Here is a 23,539-nt window from a genome sequence, read left to right as displayed (position 1 = left end):
GTGCAATGTAGACGAGGTAGCAAATTGGGAGGGCATCATGGCAGGTAATTATCATCAACTGACACTGGCGGAGGTACGGCCGGGCATGGTCTTGTCGGACGTGCTGCTGGACGTGCAGGGCCATGTGCTGCTGCCGCAGGGGACGGTGCTGACCGAGGCCATGCTGGCGCTGATGCCGCGCCACGGCATCGCCGTGCTGCCCATCCTGAAAGATGAAGTATCGCCGGAAGTGGCGCAGGCCACGCTGAACCATCACGAGGCGCGCATCGCCCGCCTGTTCCGCAAAAACGACGCCGACAGCGACAGCGACTGGGCCACCGCCCTGCTGCGCCGCTTCGTGTCGGATTTCCGCCTGGGCATGGAGGAGGCGCCCGAGCATGAGTAATACGCTGACCTACGACGACGTCGTCCGCACGCTGGACGACCTGCCCTCGCTGCCGGCGGTGGTGATGGAGCTGCTCAACAGCATAGACCAGGACGATGTCGATATCTCGGTGCTGGCCAAGAAGGTGTCCTACGACCAGGCGCTGACGGCCAAGACGCTGCGGCTGGCCAACTCTTCGCTGTACGGCTTGCAGGTCAAGGTGACCACCATCCAGCAGGCGATCACCTACCTGGGCTTCCAGACCACGCGCAACCTGATCACGGCGGCCGCCGTCACCGGCTGCTTCGCCGAGGGCCACTGCCCGGGCTTCGACCACAAGGCCTTCTGGCGCCACTCGATCGCCACCGCCGCCTGCGCCAAGGTGCTGGCGCGGCAGATGCGCTTCAACCAGGACTACGCCTTCACGGCCGGGCTGCTGCATGACATCGGCCGGCTGGTGCTGGTCTCGTGCTTCCCCAACCAGTATTCTGAAACCATCGCCTACCGCGAAGAGCACGACTGTTATCTGCTGGAAGCGGAACGCAGCGTGCTGGGCGTCGACCACGTCGACGCCGGCATGGCGCTGGCGGAACACTGGAATTTTTCCGATACGATGCGGCTGGCCATCGGCGGCCACCATGACCCGGAAGCGCCGGGCGCAGGGTTCCTGGCGGCCATCATCCATGTGGCCGATGCCATCGTGCATGCGCTCGATCTGGCGCAAATGCCGGACGATCTGGTGCCGCCGGTATCCACCGTGGCCTGGACTGCGCTGGGCCTCGATGAGGAAATCTATCTGCAATTGTTCCGCGAGACGGAACTGCAATATGAAGAAATTTCGATGGTACTGCTGAGCTGATCAGGTGCAGCGGGCTCCCTGCCGGCCGGGCTTAGACACCACGGCAACGGCAGGGGCAGGCGTGCGGGCGCATTAGTGACGCGCGTAGTTTCCGGCCTCGGCCTTTTCGGTGCGTTCCTCTGGCTTCGGGCGGCCTTGAGCGTCGGACAGGCGGTACTTGGTGCGGCGGTCGCCCATCAGGTCGCGCAGGTCGCGGATGCTCATGCCGGTCACTTCGTGCATGCGGATCAGCAGCGAGGCGCCGACCGGCAGACGGTGGTGGCGGATCTTGCTGATGACCGGCGGCGCGACTTCCAGCAGGCGCGACAATGCGGCGTCGTTTTTCAGTTGCATCTTGCCGAGCAAAATATCCAGCAGATGGTTGGGGTTGTAGCTTTCCTGTGATGCGAGAGCGTGGTGTGCCATGATTTTCCTCGTTGGTTGGGTGAATGAAGTTTGCAGGCCTGAACTTAAGGGCAACTTAGATTCCTTTGGCTAAGTTCCTGATTCAATCAGCCTATGCTGATTGCCTTTCGTGCAAGATTATTCTATGCTCAAAAGGGCCTGTTTCTGCCGCTGTACGCCGAGTGAAGATTGTTCGACATCAATCACGAGCTAGAAACCTTAGCAACAATGCTATTTCATCACATGGGGCTGGAGGGTGTCGCACGCAAGAACTTGTAGGAAACTGTTACACAAAGCAAGCGCGTCTTTACACCGGCGGAGGCGGGAAATAAAAGTTGCCGGTGAGGATGGATCATCAAGCGGTGGTATCGATATGGCGGCCCAGGGTTTTCTCGCTCTGGCGGCGATCCTGCTCGGTGCGCTTGTCGGCCGCCTGGGCTTCGCGGCGCTGCAACGCCGCCGCGTCGTCATTGGCCTGGGCGCGGGCGCGCTGGGTGTCGGTATTCTTTTCCACGCGGTTCTGCACCGCGCGCTCGGCGGCGCCGCTGCGCTGCTCGCGGTCGGCGCGCTCGGTCGAACTGGCCTGCTGGGCGCGCTGCTGGTCGCGGTTGACGCGGGTTTCGCGCTGGTTGGCCGCCTGCACGCCATCGAGCGAAGTGCCGATGCGCGACGATGAAATCGAATTAGCCGCCATGTTGCACCTCCATAGAAATTGCCGACAGGCTACTCTTTCAATGTAGAAGGCCGAAGCGCCGAAATCAAGGCCTATCGCATCTGCGGAGGGCAAATTACGTTAAACTATTGCCTGTGCCGGCACTGCCGGCCTCTCTCATAAAGCATCCCATTGAAAACCAAAACTCCAGTCCAGCCGCACTACTTCGTCCCGGAGCCGCTCGATAACGCGCGCCTGGCCCACCTGTGCGGCCCCCTCGACGAAAACCTGCGCCAGATTTCCGCCGCGCTGGACGTCACCATCTTCCGCCGCGGCGAAAAATTCATCGTCAGCGGCCACAACGCCGAACGGGCGGTGCAGATCCTCGAACAGTTCTACGCGGTCGCCAACAAGATCGTGCCGATCGAGGAAGTGCAACTGGCCCTGGTCGAGCAACGCGCCGGCCTGGCCGTGGCCAACGCCGCCATCGCCGCCGCCTCGGCGCCGGACCAGCCGCGCGTGGTCGAAGCGCCGTTCGTCGAGCCGGACATCAACAGCCCGATCCTGAAAACCCGCCGCGCCGACCTGCGCGGCCGCACGCCGCACCAGATCCGCTACCTGCGCAACATCCTGGAGCACGACATCAGCTTCGGCGTCGGCCCGGCCGGCACCGGCAAGACCTACCTGGCGGTGGCCTGCGCGGTCGACGCGCTGGAACGCGACGCCGTCAAGCGCATCATCCTGACCCGCCCTGCGGTCGAAGCGGGCGAGCGCCTGGGCTTCCTGCCGGGGGACCTGGCGCAGAAGGTCGATCCGTATCTGCGTCCGCTGTACGACGCGCTGTACGACCTGCTCGGCTTCGACCGCACGCAGAAGATGTTCGAGAAGCAGGTGATCGAGATCGCCCCGCTGGCCTATATGCGCGGCCGCACGCTGAACCACGCCTTCGTCATTCTGGACGAGGCGCAGAACACCACCGTCGAACAGATGAAGATGTTCCTGACCCGCATCGGCTTCGGCAGCAAGGCCGTGGTGACGGGCGACGTCACCCAGGTCGATTTGCACAAGAGCCAGAAGAGCGGCCTGGTGGACGCCATCCAGGTGCTCAAGGATGTGCGCGGCATCGCCTTCAGCCACTTCAACAGCGAAGACGTGGTGCGCCATCCGCTGGTGGCGCGCATCGTCGACGCCTACGAAACCGCGCACAACCACGAAGCGGAAATCGCCCCTTTACTCAAAGCCACAGCTCTCAAAAATGTCCGTAAAAAATAAATTGACGCTGTCGGTGCAATATCCCGACGCCCGCCTGCAGGAATCCATCACCCGTCCGAAGATACGCCGCTGGGTGCAGGCCGCGCTGTTCGCGCCGGCCGAGCTGACGATACGCTTCGTCGACGCCGAGGAAGGCCGCACCCTGAACCGCGAGTACCGCGAAAAGGACTACGCCACCAACGTGCTGACCTTCGCCTACAACGAAGGCGAAGACATCCCGGACGACGCGCCGACCCAGGCCGACATCATCCTCTGCACCGACGTGCTGGAGCGGGAAGCGGCCGAGCAAAAGAAAACCGTGGAAGAACACACGGCCCACCTGATCGTCCACGGCGTACTGCACGCCCAGGGCTACGACCACATGGACGACGAGGAAGCCGCCGAAATGGAAGGCATCGAAACCGAAATCCTGGCCGGCCTCGGCTACGCCGATCCCTATGCCGAGTAAGCGCTGGTTGCGCGGACTGGCCGCCGGCCTGCTGCTGGCCCTGTCCCTGCCGCCGGCCATGGCTGAAGAAGCCAAGACCATCGAGATCAACGGCACCCGCAATCCCGAGCTCAAGCGCTACCGCGTGATGCTGGCCGGGCTGGACGCCTTCGACGAATACCATGCGCTGGCGCCCAAAGCCCCTGCGCTCAACTTCAGGCTGCGCACCCGCTCGGGCGCCCAGGAAGGCGTCACGCTGGACAATCTGACGCTGCGCATCGCCGGCGACCAGACCTCGGTACCGGTGCCGCTGGCGGCCGACGGCCTGTTCTCGCTGCCGCGCATCGCCGCGCTGGCCGACGAGGACGCCGACCTGGTGCTCAATCAGCGCAAGGGCAACTACCGCTGGGACGCCGACGTCCACAGCGCCGGCGTGCCGCCGAATATGCGGCGCCTGGGCGACCTGCGGCTGGAATGCGAAGTGGTGGTGGCGGTCGCCAAGAAGGAAATCCCGATGTGGATACACGCCACCGTGACCACCCTGTTGCTGACCAACCACTGGTGCGGATCGGACAAGCTCAACTGGACCGGCCGCAGCCCGCGCAAGCTGCGCCAGGCCACGCTGGTGGCCGATGGGCAGCGGCTGGCGCTGGAGCTGGGCGACGGCGGCAAGACCTTCACCAGCCCGACCGGCAACCCGGCCTACCCCGACGATGCGCTGATCGAACTGGAATATGCCGACGACGCACCGTAGCAATTTTGACAAAATCCGGCCCGTCGGCGCTTTTAGTGTATCCTATACCCCTTCGAAACAACGGCTCACGCCTCCTATGCAAGAGCACTCTAGTGGCGTCAAGACTGACGCCAAACCCCATCGGTCACTGTTTGAACGCCTGACCGCACTGATTTCCCCCGAGCCAGAGAACCGCGCGGAACTGCTCGAAGTTCTGCACGACGCCCACGAACGCAATCTGATCGACGCCGACGCCCTGTCGATGATCGAAGGCGTGTTCCAGGTGTCGGATCTGTCTGCCCGCGACATCATGATCCCGCGCTCGCAGATGGACGTCATCGACATCTCCAAGCCTATCGACGAATGGTTGCCGCTGGTGCTGCAGACCGCCCACTCGCGCTTCCCCGCCATCGAAGGCGAGCGCGACAAGGTGATCGGCATCCTGCTGGCCAAGGACCTGCTGCGCTACTACGCCGAAGAATCGTTCGACGTGCGCGACATGCTGCGACCCGCCATCTTCATCCCCGAATCGAAACGCCTGAATGTGCTGCTGCGCGACTTCCGCGCCAACCACAACCACATGGCCATCGTGGTGGACGAATACAGCGGCGTGGCCGGCCTCATCACCATCGAAGACGTGCTGGAACAGATCGTCGGCGACATCGAGGACGAATACGATTTCGACGAGGAAGAAGACAACATCCTGTCGATCAAGGAAGGCGTGCACGGCCCGCGCTGGCGCATCAAGGCGCTGACCGAGATCGAGCAATTCAACGAGGAACTCGACACCGCGCTGCCGGACGACGACGTCGACACCATCGGCGGCCTGGTCGCCAAGCACCTGGCGCGCATGCCGCACAAGGGCGACGTGTTCGACATGGAAGGCTTGCGCTTCGAAGTGCTGCGCGCCGACGCCCGCCAGATCCACGTGCTGCTGGTGGAAAAACTCCCGGCCGCCGCCGAAGCCGGCGACGACGCATAATGCGTTTTCGCCGCGCCAATCCGAACGATCCACCCAAGCCGCAACGCTCCACCCGTGGCCGCATGGCCATCACCGCCGTGGCCGGCGCGTTGTGCGTGTTCGCCTTCGCGCCGTTCGGCTGGTGGCCGCTGGAAATCCTCGGCCTGGCCACGCTGTTCTACCAGGTGCTGCGCAGCAGCGACGTCAAGGCCGCCGGCCTGATCGGCTGGGCCTTCGGCTTCGGCTGGACCGCCGCCGGCACGCACTGGCTTTACGTTTCCATGCACAACTACGGCGCCATGCCGGCGCCGCTGGCGGCCGCCGCCGTGCTGCTGCTGGCCTGGGCCATGGGCTTCTACGTCGCGCTGGCGATGGGCAGCGCGGCCTGGCTGCGCAAGCGCTGGGCGCTGCCGCTGCCGGCCGCCAACCTGCTGGTGCTGCCGGCCATGTGGGCGCTGTTCGAATGGATACGGGGCTGGCTGTTCACGGGCTTTCCGTGGCTGTCGGCCGGCTATGCCCACAACCACAGTCCGTTGGCCGGCTTCGCGCCGGTGATTGGCATGTACGGCCTGGGCTGGCTGGCGGCGGTGATCGCCGGCGCCCTGCTATTGCTGCTGCACCGCACGCGCCTGCGCGCGGCCGGGCTGATCGTCGCCATTTCCGTTGCCGGCGTCGCACTCAGCTACCTGCACTGGACCTACCCGGAAGGCAAGCCGATCTCGGTGCGCCTGCTTCAAGGGAATATCCCGCAGGAAGAGAAATTCAACGGCGCCCACGTCATGGCCGCGCTCAAGCTGTACCAGGACGCCATCACGGCCGTCCCGGCCGACCTGATCGCCACGCCGGAAACGGCCATCGTCATGCTGCCGCAGCAGCTGCCGCCGGACTACCTGCCGGGCATAGCCCAGTTCCTGAACAAGACCAACAGCAACCTGATCCTGGGCATCCCGGTGGCCGACAGCCAAACCGCCTATTTCAACAGCGCGATCGGCATCCCGTCCAAGCTTGGTACCAGCTACTACCGCTACGACAAGCACCACCTGGTGCCGTACGGCGAGTTCATTCCGTTCGGCTTCCGCTGGTTCGTCAACCTGATGTCGATCCCGCTGGGCGACCAGACCAGCGGCCGCGATATCCAGCCCTCGTTCCCGATCAAGGACCAGCGCGTGCTGCCCAACATCTGCTACGAAGACTTGTTCGGCGAAGAGATCGCCGACCAGCTGAACAACCCGGCGCAGGGCCAGAAACCGGCCACCGTGCTGCTCAACATCTCGAACCTGGCCTGGTTTGGCGACACCATCGCCATCCCCCAGCATTTGCAGATCTCGCAAATGCGCACGCTGGAGACCGGCCGTCCGATGCTGCGGGCGACCAACACCGGCGCCACCGCCATCATCAATGGCGAAGGCAAAGTGGTGCAGCAGCTGCCCGTGAACACCTACGGCGCATTGTCGGCCACGGTGCAGGGCATGGCCGGCAGCACCCCGTATATCCTGTGGGGAAACAAGCTGTTCCTGGCGCTGGCCGCACTGTCGCTTGCGGGCGCGTGGTTTGGGGCAAGGCGCGCAAAAAACCAGCCTAAAGCCGCTTAATCTCTACAGGCTCCCAGTAAAACCCGCTAAAATTGCCCCTTTAGCGAAACTGCAACCGCGCGCCTTTGGGCTGCGCCACCGACCAAACAAGATGCTGACATTTCAACAAATTATCCTGACCTTGCAAACCTACTGGGACAAGCAAGGCTGCGCCCTGCTCCAGCCCTACGACATGGAAGTCGGCGCCGGCACCTTCCACACCGGCACCTTCCTGCGCGCGATCGGCCCGGAGCCTTGGCGCGCGGCCTACGTGCAGCCATCGCGCCGCCCGAAGGACGGCCGCTACGGCGAGAATCCTAACCGCGGCCAGCACTACTACCAGTACCAGGTGGTGATGAAGCCGGCGCCGGAAAACATCCTGGACCTGTACCTGGGTTCGCTGGAAGCGCTGGGCCTGGACCTGAAGCAGAACGATGTCCGCTTCGTCGAGGACGACTGGGAATCGCCGACGCTGGGCGCCTGGGGCCTGGGTTGGGAAGTCTGGCTGAACGGCATGGAAGTGACGCAGTTCACCTACTTCCAGCAAGTCGGCGGCCTCGATTGCAAGCCTGTGCTGGGCGAGATCACCTACGGCATCGAGCGTCTGGCCATGTATCTGCAGGGCGTCGAGAATATGTACGACCTGGTGTGGACCACCTGGGAAGAAAACGGCGTGACGAAAACGCTGAAGTACGGCGACGTGTTCCACCAGAACGAAGTGGAACAATCGGCCTACAACTTCGAGCACTCGAACACCGAGCTGCTGTTCGCCCAGTTCAACAACCACGAATCGGAAGCCAAGCGCCTGATCGAGCTGCAACTGACCCTGCCTGCGTATGAGCAGATCATGAAGGCCTCGCACAGCTTCAACCTGCTGGACGCGCGCGGCGCCATCTCCGTGACCGAACGCGCCGCCTACATCGGCCGCGTGCGCGCCCTGTCGCGCCTGGTCGCCCAAGCCTACTACGATTCGCGCGAACGCCTGGGCTTCCCTATGGCTCCCGCTGCCGCCGTCGCCGCCGAATAAAACGATATAAATAATATGACTCAAACTCTGCTCATCGAACTGCTGACCGAAGAACTGCCGCCGAAGGCGCTCGCCAAACTGGGCAAGGCTTTCGCGGACGGCATCGTCAACGGCCTGAAATCGCGCGACTTCCTGGAAGCCGACAGCGTCGCCACTTCGTTCGCCTCGCCGCGCCGCCTGGCCGTCTCCATCACCAAGGTGCGCGCCACCTCGCCGGACAAGGCGATCCGCGAAAAAGTGCTGCCGGTGTCGGTAGCGCTGGACGCCGCCGGCAACGGCACGCCGCCGCTGGCCAAGAAGCTGGCCGCGCTAGGCTTCCCGAACCTGACCGTGGCCGATCTGGAACGCGCGCAGGACGGCAAGGCCGAAAGCTTCTTCTACACCTACACCGCCACCGGCAGCGCGCTGCAAGCGGGCCTGCAAGCGGCGCTGGAAGAATCGGTCGCCAAGCTGCCGATTCCTAAAGTGATGAGCTACCAGCGTCCCGACGGCGCCACCGTGCAGTTCGTGCGTCCGGCGCACAGCCTGATCGCGCTGCACGGCGCCACCGTGCTGCCACTGACCCTGCTGGGCCTGACCGCATCGAACGTCAGCGAAGGCCACCGCTTCCTGACCGCGCCGGGCCAGCGCATGATCACCATCGCCAACGCCGACAGCTACGCCGCCACCCTGGCGACCGAAGGCAAGGTACTGGCCAGCGTCGAAGACCGCAAAGAGAAAATCCGTGCCGAGCTGCTGGCCAAGGCCAGCGCCGACCAGGTGCTGATGCCTGAAGCGCTGCTGGACGAAGTGGCCGCGCTGGTCGAATGGCCGGTCGTCTACGAATGCAAGTTCGAGGAAGAGTTCCTGGCCGTGCCGCAGGAATGCCTGATCCTGACCATGCAGACCAACCAGAAATACTTCGCGCTGACCGACACCAACGGCAAGCTGCGTTCGCGCTTCCTGATCGTCTCCAACATCGCCACCGACACGCCGACCGCCATCATCGACGGCAACGAGCGCGTGGTGCGTCCGCGCCTGTCCGACGCCAAGTTCTTCTTCGAGCAGGACAAGAAGAAGACCCTGGAATCGCGCCTGCCGCTGCTGGAAAAAATCGTCTACCACAACAAGCTGGGCACGCAGGCCGCACGCGGCGAACGCGTAGCCGCGCTGGCAAGCTACATCGCCACCCAGATCGGCGGCGACGCCGCACTGGCCGCGCGCGCAGCCAAGCTGTCGAAGGCCGACCTGGTCACGGAGATGGTCGGCGAATTCCCTGAGCTGCAAGGCATCATGGGCACCTACTACGCCCGCAACGACGGCGAGCCGGAAGATGTGGCACTGGCCGCGTCCGAGCACTACCAGCCGCGCTTCGCCGGCGACGCCCTGCCGTCGACCGTGACCGGCACCGCCGTCGCGCTGGCCGACAAGCTGGAAACCCTGGTCGGCATCTGGGCCATCGGCCTGGCGCCGACCGGCGACAAAGACCCGTTCGCGCTGCGCCGCCACGCGCTGGGCGTGCTGCGCATGCTGATCGAAAAGCGCCTGCCGCTGTCGATCGCCGGCCTGCTGTCGCACGCTGCGGGGCTGTTCGCTTCCGTGGCCGGCTTCAAGGATCCGAGCGCCGACGTCTACACCTTCATGATCGACCGCCTGCGCGGCATCCTGCGCGAGCGCGGCTTCTCGCCGAACGAGATCGAAGCGGTGGTCGCACAGAACCCGGACCGCCTGGACGACATCGTGCAACGCCTGGAAGCCGTGCAAGCCTTCGCCGCGCTGCCGGAATCGGCTTCGCTGGCGGCCGCCAACAAGCGCATCACCAACATCCTGAAGAAGAACGAAGAAGCGCTGGCCGCTGCCGGCAACACCGGTGTCAACGTCGCACTGCTGCAGGACACGGCCGAGAAAAACCTGCACGCCGCCGTGGTGCGCGTGCTGCCGGAAATCGACTCCGCCTTCAACAAGGGCGACTTCGCCGGCACGCTGAAAACCCTGGCGCAGCTGCGCGAGGAAGTCGACGCCTTCTTCAACGACGTGATGGTCATGGCCGAGGATGTCGCCCTGCGCAACAACCGCCTGGCGCTGCTGTCGTCGCTGCACGGCATGATGAACCGCGTGGCCGACATTTCTAAACTGGCGGCTTAAATGGGTGCGCCGTCCATGAAACTGATCATTCTCGATCGCGACGGCGTCATCAACCACGATTCGCCGGACTTCATCAAGTCGCCGGCCGAGTGGATCCCGGTACCCGGCTCGCTCGAAGCGATCGCCCGCCTGAACCAGGCGGGTTATCGCGTGGTGGTGGCGTCGAACCAGTCGGGCATCGCCCGCGAGTTCTTCGACATGACGATCCTGAACGCGATCCACCAGAAGATGCACAACCTGGCGCAGCAAGTCGGCGCCAGCATCGACGCCATCTTCTTCTGCCCGCACGCGGCGGCCGACAGCTGCGATTGCCGCAAGCCGAAGCCGGGCATGTTCACGGAAATCTCGCAGCGCTATAAAATCAGCCTGAAAGGCGTGCCGACCGTCGGCGATTCGCTGCGCGACCTGCAGGCGGGTTACGTCAGCGGCTGCGTGCCTTACCTGGTCCTGACCGGCAAGGGCGAGAAAACCCAGGCCACAGGTGGCCTGCCACCCGGTACAATGGTTTTCGCCGACCTGGCCGCGATGGTCAATCACCTGCTGAAAACCAGCGCGCCGCCGGCGCTGCACATCGTTAGCTAAACAGTTTTTGGAGTCTGCATTGGGTCATCCCGTCTTGTTTTTGCGTTCCCTGATTTTCACCATCGTCATGGTGGTATCGACCATCGTCTGGGCCTGCGTGTGTTTCCTGGCCGCGCCGCTGCCGTATAACAAACGCTTCTTCGTCACCGCGCGCTGGAACGTGTTCATGATCTGGTGCCTCAAGGTCATCTGCGGCATCCGCTACGAAATCAAGGGCGCCGAAAACTTCCCGGACGCGCCGGCCATCGTGCTGTCGAAGCACCAGTCGGCATGGGAGACCATCTTCCTGCTGCCTAACATGCCGCGTCCGCTGGTGTTCGTGTTCAAGAAGGAGATCCTGTACATACCCTTCTTCGGCTGGGCGATGGCGCTGCTGCGCATGATCCCGATCGACCGCAAGCAGGGCAAGAACGCCTTCATGGACGTGGTCCGCCATGGCAAGCGCCGCCTGGCCGACGGCCAGTGGATCATCATGTTCCCGGAAGGGACGCGCATCCCGGTCGGCAAAGCGGGCAAGTATAAAAGCGGCGGCACGCGCCTGGCCATCGAGACCGGCGCGGTGGTGGTGCCGATCGCGCACAACTCCGGCGAGTGCTGGCCAAAAAATTCTTTCATCAAGCGCCCAGGGCTTGTTACAGTATCGATAGGCAAACCGATTTCTCCGGAAGGACTAACCCCGGACGGCATGATGCAACAGGTGGAAAATTGGATAGAATCAGAAATGCGCGTCATTTCGCCCCACGCCTACAACGCTGGCTAGACGATCTCGCCACGCTGGTGAAGCCGGCGTCGCCGAAAGACGACGCCAGCCAACTGGACCTGTTTGGACGGGAGGCTCAGTCGTCTCTCAAGCCGGTGTACACCGCACCGGTATGGTCTATTCCGACCTCGCCCACCTCGAATACGCCTCCTCCTGTTTCGCCCTATGTCGCGCCGCCGCAGACCGCCGTGCCGGTCAAGCCGCGCGCGCAGACTCCCCCGCCTTCCGACCAACTGCCCAAGCGCCAGCTGATGGTGGGCGACTTCGTGCTTGAATATTCGCTGCGCCGTTCGACCCGCCGCTCGATCGGCTTCATGATCGACGACGAGGGCCTGCGCGTGACCGCGCCCAAGCGCATCAGCATCGCCGAAATCGACAACGCCATCCGCACCAAGCAGCACTGGATACTGAGCAAGCTGAAAGAACGCCGCGAGCGCCGCGCTGCGCGGCTGGAGAAGCCGCCGGTGGAGTGGATCGACGGCGCGCAGCTGCCGTACCTCGGCGCCGACATCACGTTGCGGCTGCTGGTGGGCGGCCGCAATCGCAGCAGCTACAACCCGGCCACGCGCGAGCTGTCGATGGTGCTGGTGCCCGGCGCCACCGAGACGCTGTTGAAGGAACGCGTGAAGGCCTGGTATCAGCAGGAAGCCAAGGTGCTGTTCGAGCAGCGGCTGGACGTGTATGCGGAGCGGCTGGGGGTGCGTTACCACTCGTTCGGTTTGTCGTCGGCGGGCACGCGCTGGGGCTCGTGCACGGTGGACCGCAAGATCCGCCTGAACTGGAAGCTGATCCACTTCTCGCAGCCGCTGATCGACTACGTGATCGCGCATGAACTGTCGCACATCCTGGAGATGAACCACAGCGCGCAGTTCTGGAACACGGTCGGCCTGATCTATCCCGAATACGAGGAAGCCAAGAACCTGCTGCGCAAGCGCGCGCAGGAGCTGCCGGTGCTGTTTCCCTAGCCGCCAAAAACAGTTGACGTTTGCATCACGCCGACGTACCTTGTCGCGATGGACACTTTACAAAAATTTAGCCGCACCACCATCGCTCTGCATTGGCTGGTGGCGGCCAGCATCATCGGCTTGATCGCGCTCGGCATCTACATGGTCGAGACCGAATCCTGGCATCTGTATGACATCCACAAATCGATCGGCCTGCTGGCCTTCGTGGCGATCCTGGCGCGGCTGGCCTGGCGCTGGCGCAATGGGCTGCCGCAGCCGGTGCGGCCGGTGTCGCGGCTGGAGCATGTCACCGCCGTGGCGGCGCACGTCGTGCTGCTGATCCTGACCGTGGTGCTGCCGCTGAGCGGCATGCTCTATTCGGGCGCCAGCGGTCACGGCTTCGGCATCTTCGGCTGGGAAATTTTCCCCAGCCACCACAGCGGCGACCAGGCCGTGCCGCTCAGCGCACAATGGTCCGATATCGGCCAGACCATGCACGGCTTCCTCGGCTACCTGCTGCTGACGCTGATCGTGCTGCACGCCGCCGCCGCGCTCAAACACCATGTGATCGACAAGGACGCCACCCTGAAACGCATGCTGGGCCGCGCGCCAGAGTAAGCGTATCAACAACACAATTATCCGTTTCGCAAATATCGACCATTCGATATTGAAAGTTGCCGTACGGAATTTGCCGTGTTACCTTATGCTGCATTGCCGCATAAGGATTAAACATAATGCAACACAGTATCAAAAAGAAAACCGGCCTGGTCTTGGGCGGTGGCGCACCGAATTCTCCGCTGATCGCCGGCGCCCTGGCTGCCTTCCTCGACCAGGAAGTCGAATTTGACGTGATCTCCGCTTCCGGCGCAGGCGTCCTGATGGGCTTGCTGTATGCGGCTCCGCTGGACGCCACGCCGCGCGAAGCGCTGAAACGCTGGGCCGATACCGGCGTCTCCGACACCATCTACAAAATGATGCCGGTGAATTACAAAATCTTCCACAAGCCAGGCCAGGAAGCGGACGTGTTCCGCAACGCCTTCGCGCCGGCCGCCAGCCATCCGGTGTTTGGTGCGATGCAAAACGTGTTCGGCAAGGGCCAGCTGCCGTGGACCGACTGGAGCCAGCTGCTGATGTCGACCATGTCGCCATCCAACCTGTCGGCCAAAAGCCTGGGCCTGTGCGCGCACGCGCCGTTCCTCGAAGGCGTGGTCGATTTCTCCGCCATCTCCAGCATGAAGCCGGAGTTCTACATCAACGCCTACAATCTGAACCAGCATCGCATGAAGATCTGGGACAAGCATGAAATCCAGGCGGAACATGTGCGCGCCGCGCTGTCCTTCCCCTTCCTGTACGCGCCGACCGAAATCGACGGCGAGGACTACATCGAAGGCGCCGCGCTGGAAACGCTGAACTTCGATCCCTTCATCGAAGGCAAAGGCGAGCACCATGACACCGACACGCTGATCGTGCTCGACATCCTGGGCGACGAACGCCTGCTGCGCAAGCCGCGCAATCTGTACGATGCATGGGTGGGTTCGATGATAACGCCGCTGGTGAAGATTTCGCAGAACCAGATCCGCCTGTTCGAGCTGGAGCACAACACCGACCGCAAGACCGGCCTGCCGAAACGCCGCATGCTCAAGCTGGAACTGATGGCCGCCGTGCCGGACGATCATATGCCGAACACCATGGACTGGTCGACGTCGAATATGCAGTTCCTGTTCGATATCGGCTACAAGGCGGCGACGCGCTTCTGCCGCCAGCATTCCACCGTGCTGCGCTACGCCGAAGAGACGGAGCTGGCGGGTTAACCCGTCATTCCCGCGCAAGCGGGAATCCATGCGTCACCTGGTCATAGCCTCAGTATGGATTCCCGCTTGCGCGGGAATGACAAGGTTCTCAGGGTTTGACCAGCGCCGGCAGCAACGCAGGCAACAGCGCCAGCGTGCGGCGCGTGGCGCCGCGATGCTGGTTGGCGAAGGCCAGCGCGTTGCGGCCCATGGCCGTGCGCGCCGCTTCATCGTTCAACAAACGCCCGGCGGCGGACATCAGCTCCGCCGCATCGGCGACGCGTTGCGCGCCGCCAGCCGCCAGCGCATCTTCCGTCACCAGCGCGAAGTTGAAGGTGTGCTGGCCGATCAGCACCGGCTTGCCCAGCGCAGCCGGCTCGATCAGATTCTGGCCGCCCAGCGGCAGCAGGCTGCCGCCGACAAAGGCCACATCGCAGGCCGCGTAGTAGGCGAACATCTCGCCCATCGAATCGCCCATCAATACATCGACAAAGCCCGGCAGTACGACATCGCCGCCATCCAGCGCCAGCTTGCTGCGGCGCTGCACGTTCAGGCCGTGCGCGCCGATCATCTTTTCCACCTCGTCGAAACGCTGCGGATGGCGCGGCACGATCAGCAGCAGCACATTGGCCGGCAAGGCCGCCCGCTCGCGGCGGAAGGCATCCAGTATCAACTCTTCCTCACCCTCGCGCGTGCTGGCGCACAGCAGCACCGGACGGTCGCCGATCACGCCGCGCAGCGCGGCGCCGACGGCCAGCGCCGCATCCGGCACCACCACGTCGAACTTGATGCTGCCCGTGATTTCCACGCGCTGCACGCCCAGCGAGCGCACGCGTTCCGCATCGGCCGCCGTCTGCGCGGCGACCAGCGAGATGCCGCGCGCCGCGTCCACCAGCAGGGAACCGAAACGGCGCGAACGGCGCAGCGAACGTTCGGACAAACGGGCGTTGGCCAGCACCACCGGCACGCCGCGCTGGCCGCACACCGCGATCAGGTTAGGCCACACTTCGGTCTCCATCAGGATGCAGACGGCAGGCTTGAAATGTTTGATGAAGCTGCCGACCATCGTCGCTGTGTCGTACGGCAGATAGGACTGCACCAGCCGCGCGCCATGTTTGGCGAACAGCGTCTTGCCGGTGGCGCGGCCGGTCGGCGTCATGTGGGTGAGGACGATGCGGCTGTGCGGATACTCGGCCAGCAGGGCATCGATCAACGGCTCGGCGGCGCGCGTCTCGCCCACCGATACGGCGTGCACCCACAAGGTCTGCGTGGTTGACGATGGGCCGCTGTAGAAGCCCAGGCGCTCGCCCCAATGCTGGCGATAGCCCGGCTCCTTGCGGCCGCGCAGCCACAGGCGCGCCAGCACCAGCGGCAAGGCCAGGCACCACATCACGGAATAGAAAAGTCGCATAGTTACGCCAGCAGGCTGCGGGCCGCCGCCAGTACTTCGGCCACCGACGGCGGTGTGCCGCGGTCGCCCAGGTTGATGATGCGCGGCGACCAGTTGCCTTCGGTCTTCCAGCGCGGCGAATCGACGTAGATTTCCACCGTCGGCCGCACGAAGGCAGCGGCGATATGGGTCAATCCCGTATCGACGCCGATCACCAGGCCGGCGTGACGCGCCAGCAGCATCGCATCGGCCATCGACAACTTGGGCAGCACGCGCGCGTTCGGCAGGCCTGCGGCCAGTGCGTCGGCTTCGGTCTTCTCTTTCGGCGAGCCCCATGGCAGCAGGATGGGCATGGGCGCCAGTTCGCGGCCCAGCGCGATCCAGTTCTCGGGCGCCCACTTCTTCGGATCGCGCGCGGTGCCGTGGAAGTAGACGGCGTATGGTTCGGCAGGCATCCAGTCCGGACGCGGCTCGCTGGCCGATACCTCGGGCAGGCCGAAATCGGCCGGCGTATCGACCGCATAGCCCAGCGCCGCGCCGGCCACCAGGCGGCCGCGCGCCACGGCGTGCGTGCGCGGATCGGTCGGAATGCTTTGATTGTGGAAGATGCGCGAGATGCCTTCGTAGCCCGAGCCTTCGCTGCCGTTGGCCAGGCCGACCTTGCGGCCGCCCTTCACCACACGGGCCGCGCCCATGATGATGCCGGTCTTCAGCAATCCCTGCGTGTCGAATACATAGTCGTACTCCTGCTCGCGCAGGGTACGGAAGAAGCTCTTGATCTCGGCGCGGGTCTCGGGTTTGCCGAGGCTCTTGCGCCAGCGCCGCAGCGCAAACGGAATGATGGTGCGCACGCGCGCGTTGAGCCGCACCAGGCTGACGTAGCCCTCCTCCACCACCCAGTCGATATTCGCGTCCGGGAAATGGCGGGCGATATCGGCCACCATCGGCAGGTTGTGCAGCACGTCGCCCAGCGAGGAGACGCGCACCAGCAAAATGTTCAGCGGCTTGCGGCCGCCCGTTTGCGCCGTCATGCGCTTAGAACGGCAGTTCCGCGTCCGGCTTGGCAGCCAGGATCACGCTCTTGAACTGGCCCTGGATGCGCGCCAGCGCGGCCGGGGTTTCGGCCTCGAAGCGCATCACGATCACCGGCGTGGTGTTGGACGAACGCGCCAGACCGAAGCCGTCTTCGTATTCCACGCGCAGGCCGTCGATGGTGATGATCTGCTGGTTGCCGGGGAACTTGGCGTCGCTGCGCAGCTTGTCCATGACGATGACGTTTTCGCCTTCGTTCAGGTGCAGGTGCAGCTCGGGCGTGCTGTCCGACTGCGGCAGCGAGTTCAGCAGTTTGGACGGATCGGCTTCGCGGGTCAGGATTTCCAGCAGGCGCGCGCCGGAATACAGGCCGTCGTCGAAACCGTACCAGCGGTCCTTGAAGAAGATGTGGCCGCTCATTTCGCCGCCCAGCGGAGCGCCGGTTTCGCGCAGCTTGGCCTTGACCAGCGAGTGGCCGGTCTTGTACATCAGCGGCACGCCGCCGTGCTTGCTGATCCACGGCGCCAGGTGGCGCGTGCATTTGACGTCGTACAGAATCTGCTCGCCCGGATGGCGGCTCAGTACATCGGCCGCGAACAACATCATCTGGCGGTCAGGATAAATGATCTGGCCATCCTTGGTGACCACGCCCAGGCGGTCGCCGTCGCCGTCGAAGGCGATGCCCAGCTCGGCGTCGGTCTCTTGCAGGCAGCGGATCAGGTCTTGCAGGTTTTCCGGATGCGCAGGATCGGGATGGTGGTTAGGGAAATTGCCGTCCACTTCGCAGAACAGTTCGACCACGTCGCAGCCCATGCCACGGAACAGGTCGCCCGCGAAGGCGCCGGCCACGCCGTTGCCGCAGTCGACGGCGATCTTGATCGGACGCGCCAGCTTGACGTCGCCGATGATGCGCTCCAGGTATTGGGCGCGGATGTCGTGGGTGCTGTAGGCGCCCTTGTTCGCCGCCGACGAACCGTCATGGTCGACGATGCGCTGGTACAGCGCGGTGATCGCCTCGCCGTGGATGGCTTCGCCGGCCAGCACCATCTTGAAGCCGTTGTAGTCCGGCGGATTGTGGCTGCCCGTCACCATGATGCCGGACGCGGCGCCCAGCACATTGGTGCCGAAGTAGACCATCGGCGTGGCCACCACACCCAGGTCGATCACGTCCACACCGGCCGCTTGCAAGCCTTCGGCCAGCGCCGCCGTCAGCACCGGGCCGGACAGGCGGCCATCGCGGCCGATCACAACCTTCGTCTCGCCCTTGGCCAGCGCGGCCTGGCCGAACGCCTGGCCGATCTGGCGCGCTACGCCCGCATCCAGGGTTTTATCGATGATGCCGCGGATGTCATAAGCCTTGAAGATCGTTTTGGATAAAGAAACCATAGTGTGGGAATGTATGCGAGGGGGAGGTAATGTAGCGGCCGGTCATGCCGGCCGCCGCTTATCGAAGTGCAGGCAGTTTAAACCTTTAGGCCGGCGATGTCTTTACCGGATTCCAGCCAATCCTTGACCCATTTCGGCTGGCGGCCACGGCCGGTCCAGAGTTGGGTGGCGTCGGCCGGATTGCGGTAGCGCGGCGCCACGCTGCCGGTCTTGGCGCGCGGGCTGCCGGCGCCGCCGACCAGGTCTTTCAAGGGAACGCCCACGCTTTGGGCGATCGCCAGTATCTGTTCGCGCGCTTTCGCCAGGTCCTGGCTTTCACGCTGCTTTAATTCATGTTTAACTTGTTCTTGCAGATTCCGTAAATCCGCGGAGGACATATTCGACAGATCCATTTGGTATTCCTTTTAAGTGAAGTGATATAAAGCCCGGCGGGAATATATTACATCAACATAAAAATGTCAGCTTTTCTTATGACGTATCATCCAGCGCGGCGCTTTAAATCGGACGATGCGGACATAAATCCAGATGTAACTGCTGATAAACAAAATACAGAAACACATTAATGCCCAGGTATGGCGCCAGAATACCGTGGCCGGTATCACCGCCATCAGCGAAAACAGCCATAAATAAGGCGATGTCAACGAATTGCGGCGTATCAGCGCCCGCGCCTCTTTGCGGCCGACCGCCCATTGGACGATGCGGCGGAAGATCAGGCTATGCAAATGGATACCGTCCGGCATGGCCGGGGATTTTCCACGGACAAACATGCGGCGATAAACGGAGAATAAGGTTTCAAAGGTCGGATAGATTAACAACAGCGCCGCGTACCAGGTGGAAACCTGCGGATTGCGCATCACCAGCAGCAAGGCCAGTTCGCCCAGCATGAAGCCGATGAAATAGGCGCCGCCGTCGCCCAGGAAGATCATGCCGACCGGGTAGTTCCAGATCAGGAAGCCGGCCGTCGCGCCCGCCACCATCAGCGCCGCGATCAGCACGAACATATCGTTGACCTGCAGGGCCACGTAGCCCAGCGACAGCAGCATGCAGATGCACACCACGCTGGCCAGGCCGTTGAAACCGTCGATGATGTTGACCGCGTTGGCGATGCCGGCCACCGCCAGCACCGTCAGCGGCAGGGTCAGCCACATGTATTGCAGCGGCCAGGCGGAAAACGCCCAGTCGATGCGGTCGACGCGGGCGTCGAGCAGGAAATAGCCGAGCGCGGCGGCGGCCATGGTCAATACCAGGCGGCGCGCGGCGCTGACGCGGCCGGTGTAATCCTCGACGATGCCGCCGACAAAAGCCACGGCGGAACAGGCCAATAAGGACATCAGCCAATGCGTCATGGCCGGCACGCGCCAAATCGAAATGAAGGAACTGAGCGCCACCGATAAGAATATCGACAGGCCGCCAATACGGGCCACATGGTGGGCGTGCACTTTTTGCACCCCCATGAAATCGGAATCGAGCGCAGGACCGTGCAATCTCGCTTCTTTAATCACCAGCAGGGTTAGCAGCGCGGAAGCGACAAAGCTCAGTAAAAAGGAAAACATATTTATCTATACGAAATTACCGGAGACGCTAACCGATATGGATGGCCAGTACGCTAACACGCGATTGTACCGGATTAAGCGGGGCGGTCTTAAATTGATAGCCGGTAATAACCGATAGGCATCGAATATTGGCCGGTTTGCAACGCCGCGCGCGGCATGCGGGCGGCGGCGCGCCCGCATCATAGCAGCAGCCCGTCAAGCGGGCGGCATTGCTTACCAATCGATACAACTGGGGGAAGTTACTCCATGCACAGGTGCAAGGCGTCTTTCCAATCCGGCAAATGACAGAAGCGCGCCATCAGCCGCTCGGACGACATCACCGAGTACCGGGGACGTTGGGCCGGCACCGGGTATTCGGCGCTGGTGATCGGCAGCACGCGGCATTCCAGCCCGGCCGCTGCGACGATGGCCTGGGTGAACTCGAACCAGGTGGTCTGGCCCTGGGCGCTCAGGTGATACACGCCGCTGTTCTGCACCCACCACTCGCGTCCGCCCGCGTGGGCTTGCGACAGCACCAGCGCGGTGGTGTCGGCGATGGTGCGGCTCCAGGTCGGCGCGCCGTGCTGGTCGGCCACCACGCGCAGCTCGTCGCGCTCTTTGGCCAGGCGCAGCATGGTCAACAGGAAGTTCTTGCCGCGCATGCCGTACACCCAGCTGGTGCGGAAGATCAGGTGCGGAATGCCGGCTGCGGCGATGGCTTGTTCGCCGGCCAGCTTGCTGGCGCCGTAGACATTGAGCGGGCCGGTGGCGTCGTCCTCCACCCGCGCCGACGGCTGGCTGCCGTCGAACACATAGTCGGTCGAGTAATGCACCATGGCCGCGCCCAGCAGCCTGGCTTCCTGCGCCATCAGGCCGGGCGCTTCGGCGTTGACGCGGTGCGCCAGCGCCGGCTCGCTCTCGGCCTTGTCGACCGCCGTGTAGGCGGCCGGGTTGACGATCAGCTGCGGCTTTTCGCGGCGGATGACATCGCGCACCTGGTCCAGGTCGGACAAGTCCATCACCTGGCGGTCCACCGCCACCACCTCGCCTATGCCCTGCAGGCTGCGCGCCAGTTCATACCCCACCTGGCCGGTACTGCCGGTCAGCAGGATTTTCATGCAAACACCTCGGCGTCGGCCAGCAGTGCGGCGGCCTGGTCTTTACCGGACAGCAGCGGCGCGGCGTCCAGCGCCGGCCACAGTATGCCGATGGCCGGATCGTTCCACAGGATGGCCCGCTCATGCTCGGGCGCCCAGTAGTCGGTGGTCTTGTAGAGGAATTCGGCGGCATCGCTGGTGACGACGAAGCCGTGCGCGAAACCGGGCGGTATCCACATCTGCTTCTTGTTCTCGGCCGACAGCTCGGTGCCGAACCACTGGCCGAAGGTCGGCGAGCTCTTGCGCAAATCCACGGCGACATCGAACACGCTGCCGGCGGTGACGCGCACCAGCTTGCCCTGCGCCTGCTGGATCTGATAGTGCAGGCCGCGCAGCACGCCCTTGGCCGAGCGCGAGTGGTTGTCCTGCACGAAGGGCAAGATGACGCCGGTCAGCTCGGCGAAACGGCGGGCGTTGAAGCTCTCGTAGAAAAAGCCGCGGTCGTCGCCGAACACGCGCGGCTCCAGCACCAGCAAGCCTTCCAGCGGAGTAGCGATCACATTCATCGCGGCACGACCTTGTCTTCGAGGATTTGCAGCAGATACTGGCCGTAATTGTTTTTCTTCAGCGGCTCGGCCAGCTTGCGCAGCTGGGCGGCGTCGATATAGCCCTTGCGGTAAGCGATCTCTTCCGGGCAAGCCACTTTCAGGCCCTGGCGTTTTTCGATGGTGGCGATGAATTGCGAGGCATCGAGCAGCGACTCATGGGTGCCGGTGTCCAGCCAGGCCATGCCGCGCCCCATCACCTCGACGTTGAGCTGCTGCTTTTCCAGGTAGACGCGGTTGACGTCGGTGATCTCCAGCTCGCCGCGCGCGGACGGCTTGATGCCGGCGGCGATGTCGCACACCTGGTTGTCGTAGAAATACAGGCCGGTGACGGCGTAGTTCGACTTCGGCTTGACGGGTTTTTCCTCGATCGACACGGCGGTACGGTTCGCATCGAACTCGACCACGCCATAGCGTTCCGGGTCTTGCACGTGATAGGCGAACACGGTGGCGCCGCTGGTCTGCTCGGTGGCGTGGCGCAGCAAGGCGTCCAGGTCGTTGCCGTAGTAGATGTTATCGCCCAGGATCAGCGCCGACGGCGAATCGCCGACGAATTCCTTGCCGATGATGAAGGCTTGCGCCAGGCCGTCCGGCGATGGCTGCACCGCGTAGCTGATGCTGATGCCCCACTGGCTGCCGTCGCCCAGCAGATCCTTGAAGCGCGGCGTGTCCTGCGGCGTCGAGATCAGCAGGATCTCGGTCATGCCGGCCAACATCAGCACCGTCAGCGGATGGTAGATCATCGGCTTGTCGTAGATCGGCAGCAGCTGCTTGGAGACGCTCATCGTCACCGGATACAGGCGGGTGCCGGAGCCCCCTGCCAGGATGATGCCTTTGCGGTTAGAGTTGCTCATTGCTGGCCTTCGCGATTAAAGTAATTGGTTTCCACCCACTTGGCATAGCTGCCCGACTGCACGTCGGCGACCCAGGCCTGGTTCTCCAGGTACCACTGCACGGTCTTGGCGATGCCGGTCTCGAAGGTCTCGGCCGGTTTCCAGCCCAGTTCGCGTTCCAGCTTGCGGGCGTCGATGGCGTAGCGGCGGTCGTGGCCGGGCCTGTCCTTGACGTAGGTGATCTGCGCGCGATAGCTGGCGCCATCGGCTTTCGGTTTCAGTTTATCCAGCATGTCGCACAGCGTGTGCACCACGTCCAGGTTGGCCATCTCGTTCCAGCCGCCGACGTTGTAGGTCTCGCCCAGGCGGCCCGCTTCCAGCACGCGGCGGATCGCGGCGCAGTGGTCGCTGACGTACAGCCAGTCGCGCACCTGCTGGCCGTCGCCGTAGATCGGCAGCGGCTTGCCCGCTTGCGCGTTGGCGATAATCAGCGGGATCAGTTTTTCCGGGAAGTGATACGGGCCGTAGTTGTTGGAGCAGTTGGTGGTCACCGTCGGCAGGCCGTAGGTGTGGTGGTAGGAGCGCACCAGATGGTCCGAAGCGGCCTTCGATGCCGAGTAAGGGCTGTTCGGCGCGAACGCGGTGGTCTCGCTGAACGGCGCATCGTCCGGGCCCAGCGTGCCGTAGACTTCATCGGTGGACACGTGCAGGAAGCGGAACGCCGCCTTCTCGTCCTCCGGCAGCGCCGACCAGTAGGCGCGCGTGGCTTCGAGCAGGCTGAAGGTGCCGTTGATGTTGGTGTTGATGAACTCGCCAGGACCGAGGATGGAACGGTCCACATGGCTTTCGGCGGCGAAGTGCACGACGGCGCGCGGCTTGTGCTGCTGGAACAGCGCCAGCACCTGGGCCTGGTCGCAGATGTCGCCGCGCACGAAGGTGTGGCGCGCATCCTGTTTCAGCGTAGCCAGGTTGTTCAGGTTGCCTGCGTACGTGAGTTTGTCATAGTTAAGGACTGGTTCATCGCTTTGCGCCAGCCAATCCAACACAAAATTCGAACCGATAAAACCAGCACCACCCGTCACAAAAATCATTTAGTATCCCGTAGAGCAAGTTAATTTAGCAATGGCTACAATTTTATGTGATCTTGCGCTCGCAGGTGAGAAAATTCGTTCGCGTGCCGGACCTTTTTGGCAATATTTTTCGTAACGGCTAAA

Annotated in this window: 25 protein-coding genes; 14 read left to right on the top strand and 11 right to left on the bottom strand. The window is 63.4% G+C overall.

What is annotated here, in order from left to right:
• Positions 1-37: 37 nt before the first annotated feature.
• Together GEV02_RS16605 and GEV02_RS16600 are read left to right on the top strand one after the other, a co-directional pair.
• Positions 38-385, top strand: coding sequence for a hypothetical protein (locus GEV02_RS16605; protein ID WP_152839037.1), 348 nt, complete (start codon positions 38-40; stop codon positions 383-385).
• The gene (locus GEV02_RS16600) at positions 378-1,223 is read left to right on the top strand and encodes an HDOD domain-containing protein (RefSeq protein WP_070270771.1); all 846 of its coding nucleotides are present in this window, start codon (positions 378-380) and stop codon (positions 1,221-1,223) included. Before GEV02_RS16605 ends, GEV02_RS16600 begins: the two co-directional genes overlap by 8 nt.
• 72 nt (positions 1,224-1,295) lie before the next feature.
• Here GEV02_RS16600 and GEV02_RS16595 read toward each other — a convergent pair whose 3' ends face one another.
• Entirely contained in the window at positions 1,296-1,628 is a 333-nt protein-coding gene (locus tag GEV02_RS16595) for a hypothetical protein (RefSeq protein ID WP_008451968.1), read from the bottom strand.
• 334 nt (positions 1,629-1,962) lie between these two features.
• Positions 1,963-2,301, bottom strand: coding sequence for a hypothetical protein (locus GEV02_RS16590; protein ID WP_152839036.1), 339 nt, complete (start codon positions 2,299-2,301; stop codon positions 1,963-1,965).
• 150 nt (positions 2,302-2,451) lie between these two features.
• On the opposite strand from GEV02_RS16590, the gene GEV02_RS16585 reads away from it, so the two are divergent.
• From GEV02_RS16585 to GEV02_RS16530, 12 genes are all read left to right on the top strand, one after another.
• Positions 2,452-3,531, top strand: coding sequence for a PhoH family protein (locus tag GEV02_RS16585; RefSeq protein WP_008451974.1), 1,080 nt, complete (start codon positions 2,452-2,454; stop codon positions 3,529-3,531).
• Positions 3,515-3,979: an rRNA maturation RNase YbeY gene (gene ybeY / locus GEV02_RS16580; RefSeq protein WP_152839035.1), complete on the top strand. Its 465-nt coding sequence runs from the start codon at positions 3,515-3,517 to the stop codon at positions 3,977-3,979. Before GEV02_RS16585 ends, ybeY begins: the two co-directional genes overlap by 17 nt.
• On the top strand, positions 3,969-4,712 hold the full coding sequence (locus tag GEV02_RS16575; protein ID WP_152839034.1) for a hypothetical protein: 744 nt from the start codon (positions 3,969-3,971) through the stop codon (positions 4,710-4,712). Before ybeY ends, GEV02_RS16575 begins: the two co-directional genes overlap by 11 nt.
• Before the next feature lie 76 nt (positions 4,713-4,788).
• Positions 4,789-5,673, top strand: a complete 885-nt coding sequence (locus GEV02_RS16570; protein WP_008451979.1) for an HlyC/CorC family transporter — start codon at positions 4,789-4,791, stop codon at positions 5,671-5,673.
• Positions 5,673-7,244, top strand: coding sequence for an apolipoprotein N-acyltransferase (gene lnt / locus GEV02_RS16565; protein ID WP_152839033.1), 1,572 nt, complete (start codon positions 5,673-5,675; stop codon positions 7,242-7,244). The genes GEV02_RS16570 and lnt overlap by 1 nt, the downstream gene beginning before the upstream one ends.
• A gap of 91 nt (positions 7,245-7,335) precedes the next feature.
• Positions 7,336-8,250, top strand: a complete 915-nt coding sequence (gene glyQ, locus GEV02_RS16560; RefSeq protein WP_152839032.1) for a glycine--tRNA ligase subunit alpha — start codon at positions 7,336-7,338, stop codon at positions 8,248-8,250.
• Positions 8,251-8,265: 15 nt separating this feature from the next.
• Complete coding sequence (gene glyS / locus GEV02_RS16555) at positions 8,266-10,374, top strand: glycine--tRNA ligase subunit beta (RefSeq protein WP_152839031.1); 2,109 nt, start codon at positions 8,266-8,268, stop codon at positions 10,372-10,374.
• Positions 10,375-10,389: 15 nt separating this feature from the next.
• Positions 10,390-10,956: a D-glycero-beta-D-manno-heptose 1,7-bisphosphate 7-phosphatase gene (gene gmhB, locus GEV02_RS16550; protein ID WP_008451987.1), complete on the top strand. Its 567-nt coding sequence runs from the start codon at positions 10,390-10,392 to the stop codon at positions 10,954-10,956.
• 67 nt (positions 10,957-11,023) lie between these two features.
• Positions 11,024-11,716, top strand: a complete 693-nt coding sequence (locus GEV02_RS16545) for a lysophospholipid acyltransferase family protein (RefSeq protein ID WP_373994840.1) — start codon at positions 11,024-11,026, stop codon at positions 11,714-11,716.
• Between the two features lie 17 nt (positions 11,717-11,733).
• The gene (locus GEV02_RS16540) at positions 11,734-12,681 is read left to right on the top strand and encodes a M48 family metallopeptidase (RefSeq protein WP_328595840.1); all 948 of its coding nucleotides are present in this window, start codon (positions 11,734-11,736) and stop codon (positions 12,679-12,681) included.
• A gap of 48 nt (positions 12,682-12,729) precedes the next feature.
• Positions 12,730-13,278 carry a cytochrome b gene (locus tag GEV02_RS16535; protein WP_152839030.1) on the top strand — a complete coding sequence of 183 codons (549 nt, stop codon included), beginning with the start codon at positions 12,730-12,732 and terminating at the stop codon, positions 13,276-13,278.
• A 116-nt stretch (positions 13,279-13,394) separates the two neighbouring features.
• Complete coding sequence (locus GEV02_RS16530; protein WP_152839029.1) at positions 13,395-14,471, top strand: patatin-like phospholipase family protein; 1,077 nt, start codon at positions 13,395-13,397, stop codon at positions 14,469-14,471.
• A gap of 88 nt (positions 14,472-14,559) precedes the next feature.
• On the opposite strand, the gene waaA is transcribed toward GEV02_RS16530, so the two are convergent.
• The 9 genes from waaA to rfbB form a co-directional block, all read right to left on the bottom strand.
• Complete coding sequence (gene waaA, locus GEV02_RS16525; RefSeq protein ID WP_152839028.1) at positions 14,560-15,861, bottom strand: lipid IV(A) 3-deoxy-D-manno-octulosonic acid transferase; 1,302 nt, start codon at positions 15,859-15,861, stop codon at positions 14,560-14,562.
• Between the two features lie 2 nt (positions 15,862-15,863).
• A complete protein-coding gene (gene waaC, locus GEV02_RS16520; RefSeq protein WP_152839027.1) occupies positions 15,864-16,871 on the bottom strand; it encodes a lipopolysaccharide heptosyltransferase I in 1,008 nt (335 codons plus the stop codon).
• Positions 16,872-16,875: 4 nt separating this feature from the next.
• Positions 16,876-18,258, bottom strand: a complete 1,383-nt coding sequence (locus GEV02_RS16515) for a phosphomannomutase/phosphoglucomutase (RefSeq protein WP_152839026.1) — start codon at positions 18,256-18,258, stop codon at positions 16,876-16,878.
• A gap of 77 nt (positions 18,259-18,335) precedes the next feature.
• Positions 18,336-18,650 carry an H-NS histone family protein gene (locus GEV02_RS16510; RefSeq protein WP_152839025.1) on the bottom strand — a complete coding sequence of 105 codons (315 nt, stop codon included), beginning with the start codon at positions 18,648-18,650 and terminating at the stop codon, positions 18,336-18,338.
• 66 nt (positions 18,651-18,716) lie between these two features.
• Entirely contained in the window at positions 18,717-19,811 is a 1,095-nt protein-coding gene (locus GEV02_RS16505; RefSeq protein WP_152839024.1) for an MraY family glycosyltransferase, read from the bottom strand.
• A gap of 239 nt (positions 19,812-20,050) precedes the next feature.
• On the bottom strand, positions 20,051-20,908 hold the full coding sequence (rfbD, locus tag GEV02_RS16500; RefSeq protein ID WP_152839023.1) for a dTDP-4-dehydrorhamnose reductase: 858 nt from the start codon (positions 20,906-20,908) through the stop codon (positions 20,051-20,053).
• Positions 20,905-21,453: a dTDP-4-dehydrorhamnose 3,5-epimerase gene (gene rfbC, locus GEV02_RS16495; RefSeq protein ID WP_152839022.1), complete on the bottom strand. Its 549-nt coding sequence runs from the start codon at positions 21,451-21,453 to the stop codon at positions 20,905-20,907. Before rfbC ends, rfbD begins: the two co-directional genes overlap by 4 nt.
• A complete protein-coding gene (gene rfbA / locus GEV02_RS16490; protein ID WP_152839021.1) occupies positions 21,450-22,346 on the bottom strand; it encodes a glucose-1-phosphate thymidylyltransferase RfbA in 897 nt (298 codons plus the stop codon). The genes rfbC and rfbA overlap by 4 nt, the downstream gene beginning before the upstream one ends.
• Positions 22,343-23,416, bottom strand: a complete 1,074-nt coding sequence (rfbB, locus tag GEV02_RS16485; RefSeq protein WP_152839020.1) for a dTDP-glucose 4,6-dehydratase — start codon at positions 23,414-23,416, stop codon at positions 22,343-22,345. The genes rfbA and rfbB overlap by 4 nt, the downstream gene beginning before the upstream one ends.
• Positions 23,417-23,539 lie beyond the last annotated feature (123 nt).

The sequence above is a fragment of the Rugamonas aquatica genome (assembly GCF_009380215.1).
Classification (GTDB): Bacteria; Pseudomonadota; Gammaproteobacteria; order Burkholderiales; family Burkholderiaceae_D; genus Rugamonas; species Rugamonas aquatica_B.
This window is presented reverse-complemented; position numbering and strand designations above follow the sequence as displayed.

What these genes read in the sequence shown, in the direction of transcription:
- GEV02_RS16605 (WP_152839037.1), top strand. Translation starts at nt 38, where the DNA reads ATGGCAGGTAATTATCATCAACTGACACTGGCGGAGGTACGGCCGGGC.
- GEV02_RS16600 (WP_070270771.1), top strand. Translation starts at nt 378, where the DNA reads ATGAGTAATACGCTGACCTACGACGACGTCGTCCGCACGCTGGACGAC.
- GEV02_RS16595 (WP_008451968.1), bottom strand. Translation starts at nt 1,628, where the DNA reads ATGGCACACCACGCTCTCGCATCACAGGAAAGCTACAACCCCAACCAT.
- GEV02_RS16590 (WP_152839036.1), bottom strand. Translation starts at nt 2,301, where the DNA reads ATGGCGGCTAATTCGATTTCATCGTCGCGCATCGGCACTTCGCTCGAT.
- ybeY (WP_152839035.1), top strand. Translation starts at nt 3,515, where the DNA reads ATGTCCGTAAAAAATAAATTGACGCTGTCGGTGCAATATCCCGACGCC.
- GEV02_RS16575 (WP_152839034.1), top strand. Translation starts at nt 3,969, where the DNA reads ATGCCGAGTAAGCGCTGGTTGCGCGGACTGGCCGCCGGCCTGCTGCTG.
- GEV02_RS16570 (WP_008451979.1), top strand. Translation starts at nt 4,789, where the DNA reads ATGCAAGAGCACTCTAGTGGCGTCAAGACTGACGCCAAACCCCATCGG.
- lnt (WP_152839033.1), top strand. Translation starts at nt 5,673, where the DNA reads ATGCGTTTTCGCCGCGCCAATCCGAACGATCCACCCAAGCCGCAACGC.
- glyQ (WP_152839032.1), top strand. Translation starts at nt 7,336, where the DNA reads ATGCTGACATTTCAACAAATTATCCTGACCTTGCAAACCTACTGGGAC.
- glyS (WP_152839031.1), top strand. Translation starts at nt 8,266, where the DNA reads ATGACTCAAACTCTGCTCATCGAACTGCTGACCGAAGAACTGCCGCCG.
- gmhB (WP_008451987.1), top strand. Translation starts at nt 10,390, where the DNA reads ATGAAACTGATCATTCTCGATCGCGACGGCGTCATCAACCACGATTCG.
- GEV02_RS16545 (WP_373994840.1), top strand. Translation starts at nt 11,024, where the DNA reads ATGGTGGTATCGACCATCGTCTGGGCCTGCGTGTGTTTCCTGGCCGCG.
- GEV02_RS16535 (WP_152839030.1), top strand. Translation starts at nt 12,730, where the DNA reads ATGGACACTTTACAAAAATTTAGCCGCACCACCATCGCTCTGCATTGG.
- GEV02_RS16530 (WP_152839029.1), top strand. Translation starts at nt 13,395, where the DNA reads ATGCAACACAGTATCAAAAAGAAAACCGGCCTGGTCTTGGGCGGTGGC.
- waaA (WP_152839028.1), bottom strand. Translation starts at nt 15,861, where the DNA reads ATGCGACTTTTCTATTCCGTGATGTGGTGCCTGGCCTTGCCGCTGGTG.
- waaC (WP_152839027.1), bottom strand. Translation starts at nt 16,871, where the DNA reads ATGACGGCGCAAACGGGCGGCCGCAAGCCGCTGAACATTTTGCTGGTG.
- GEV02_RS16515 (WP_152839026.1), bottom strand. Translation starts at nt 18,258, where the DNA reads ATGGTTTCTTTATCCAAAACGATCTTCAAGGCTTATGACATCCGCGGC.
- GEV02_RS16510 (WP_152839025.1), bottom strand. Translation starts at nt 18,650, where the DNA reads ATGGATCTGTCGAATATGTCCTCCGCGGATTTACGGAATCTGCAAGAA.
- GEV02_RS16505 (WP_152839024.1), bottom strand. Translation starts at nt 19,811, where the DNA reads ATGTTTTCCTTTTTACTGAGCTTTGTCGCTTCCGCGCTGCTAACCCTG.
- rfbD (WP_152839023.1), bottom strand. Translation starts at nt 20,908, where the DNA reads ATGAAAATCCTGCTGACCGGCAGTACCGGCCAGGTGGGGTATGAACTG.
- rfbC (WP_152839022.1), bottom strand. Translation starts at nt 21,453, where the DNA reads ATGAATGTGATCGCTACTCCGCTGGAAGGCTTGCTGGTGCTGGAGCCG.
- rfbA (WP_152839021.1), bottom strand. Translation starts at nt 22,346, where the DNA reads ATGAGCAACTCTAACCGCAAAGGCATCATCCTGGCAGGGGGCTCCGGC.
- rfbB (WP_152839020.1), bottom strand. Translation starts at nt 23,416, where the DNA reads ATGATTTTTGTGACGGGTGGTGCTGGTTTTATCGGTTCGAATTTTGTG.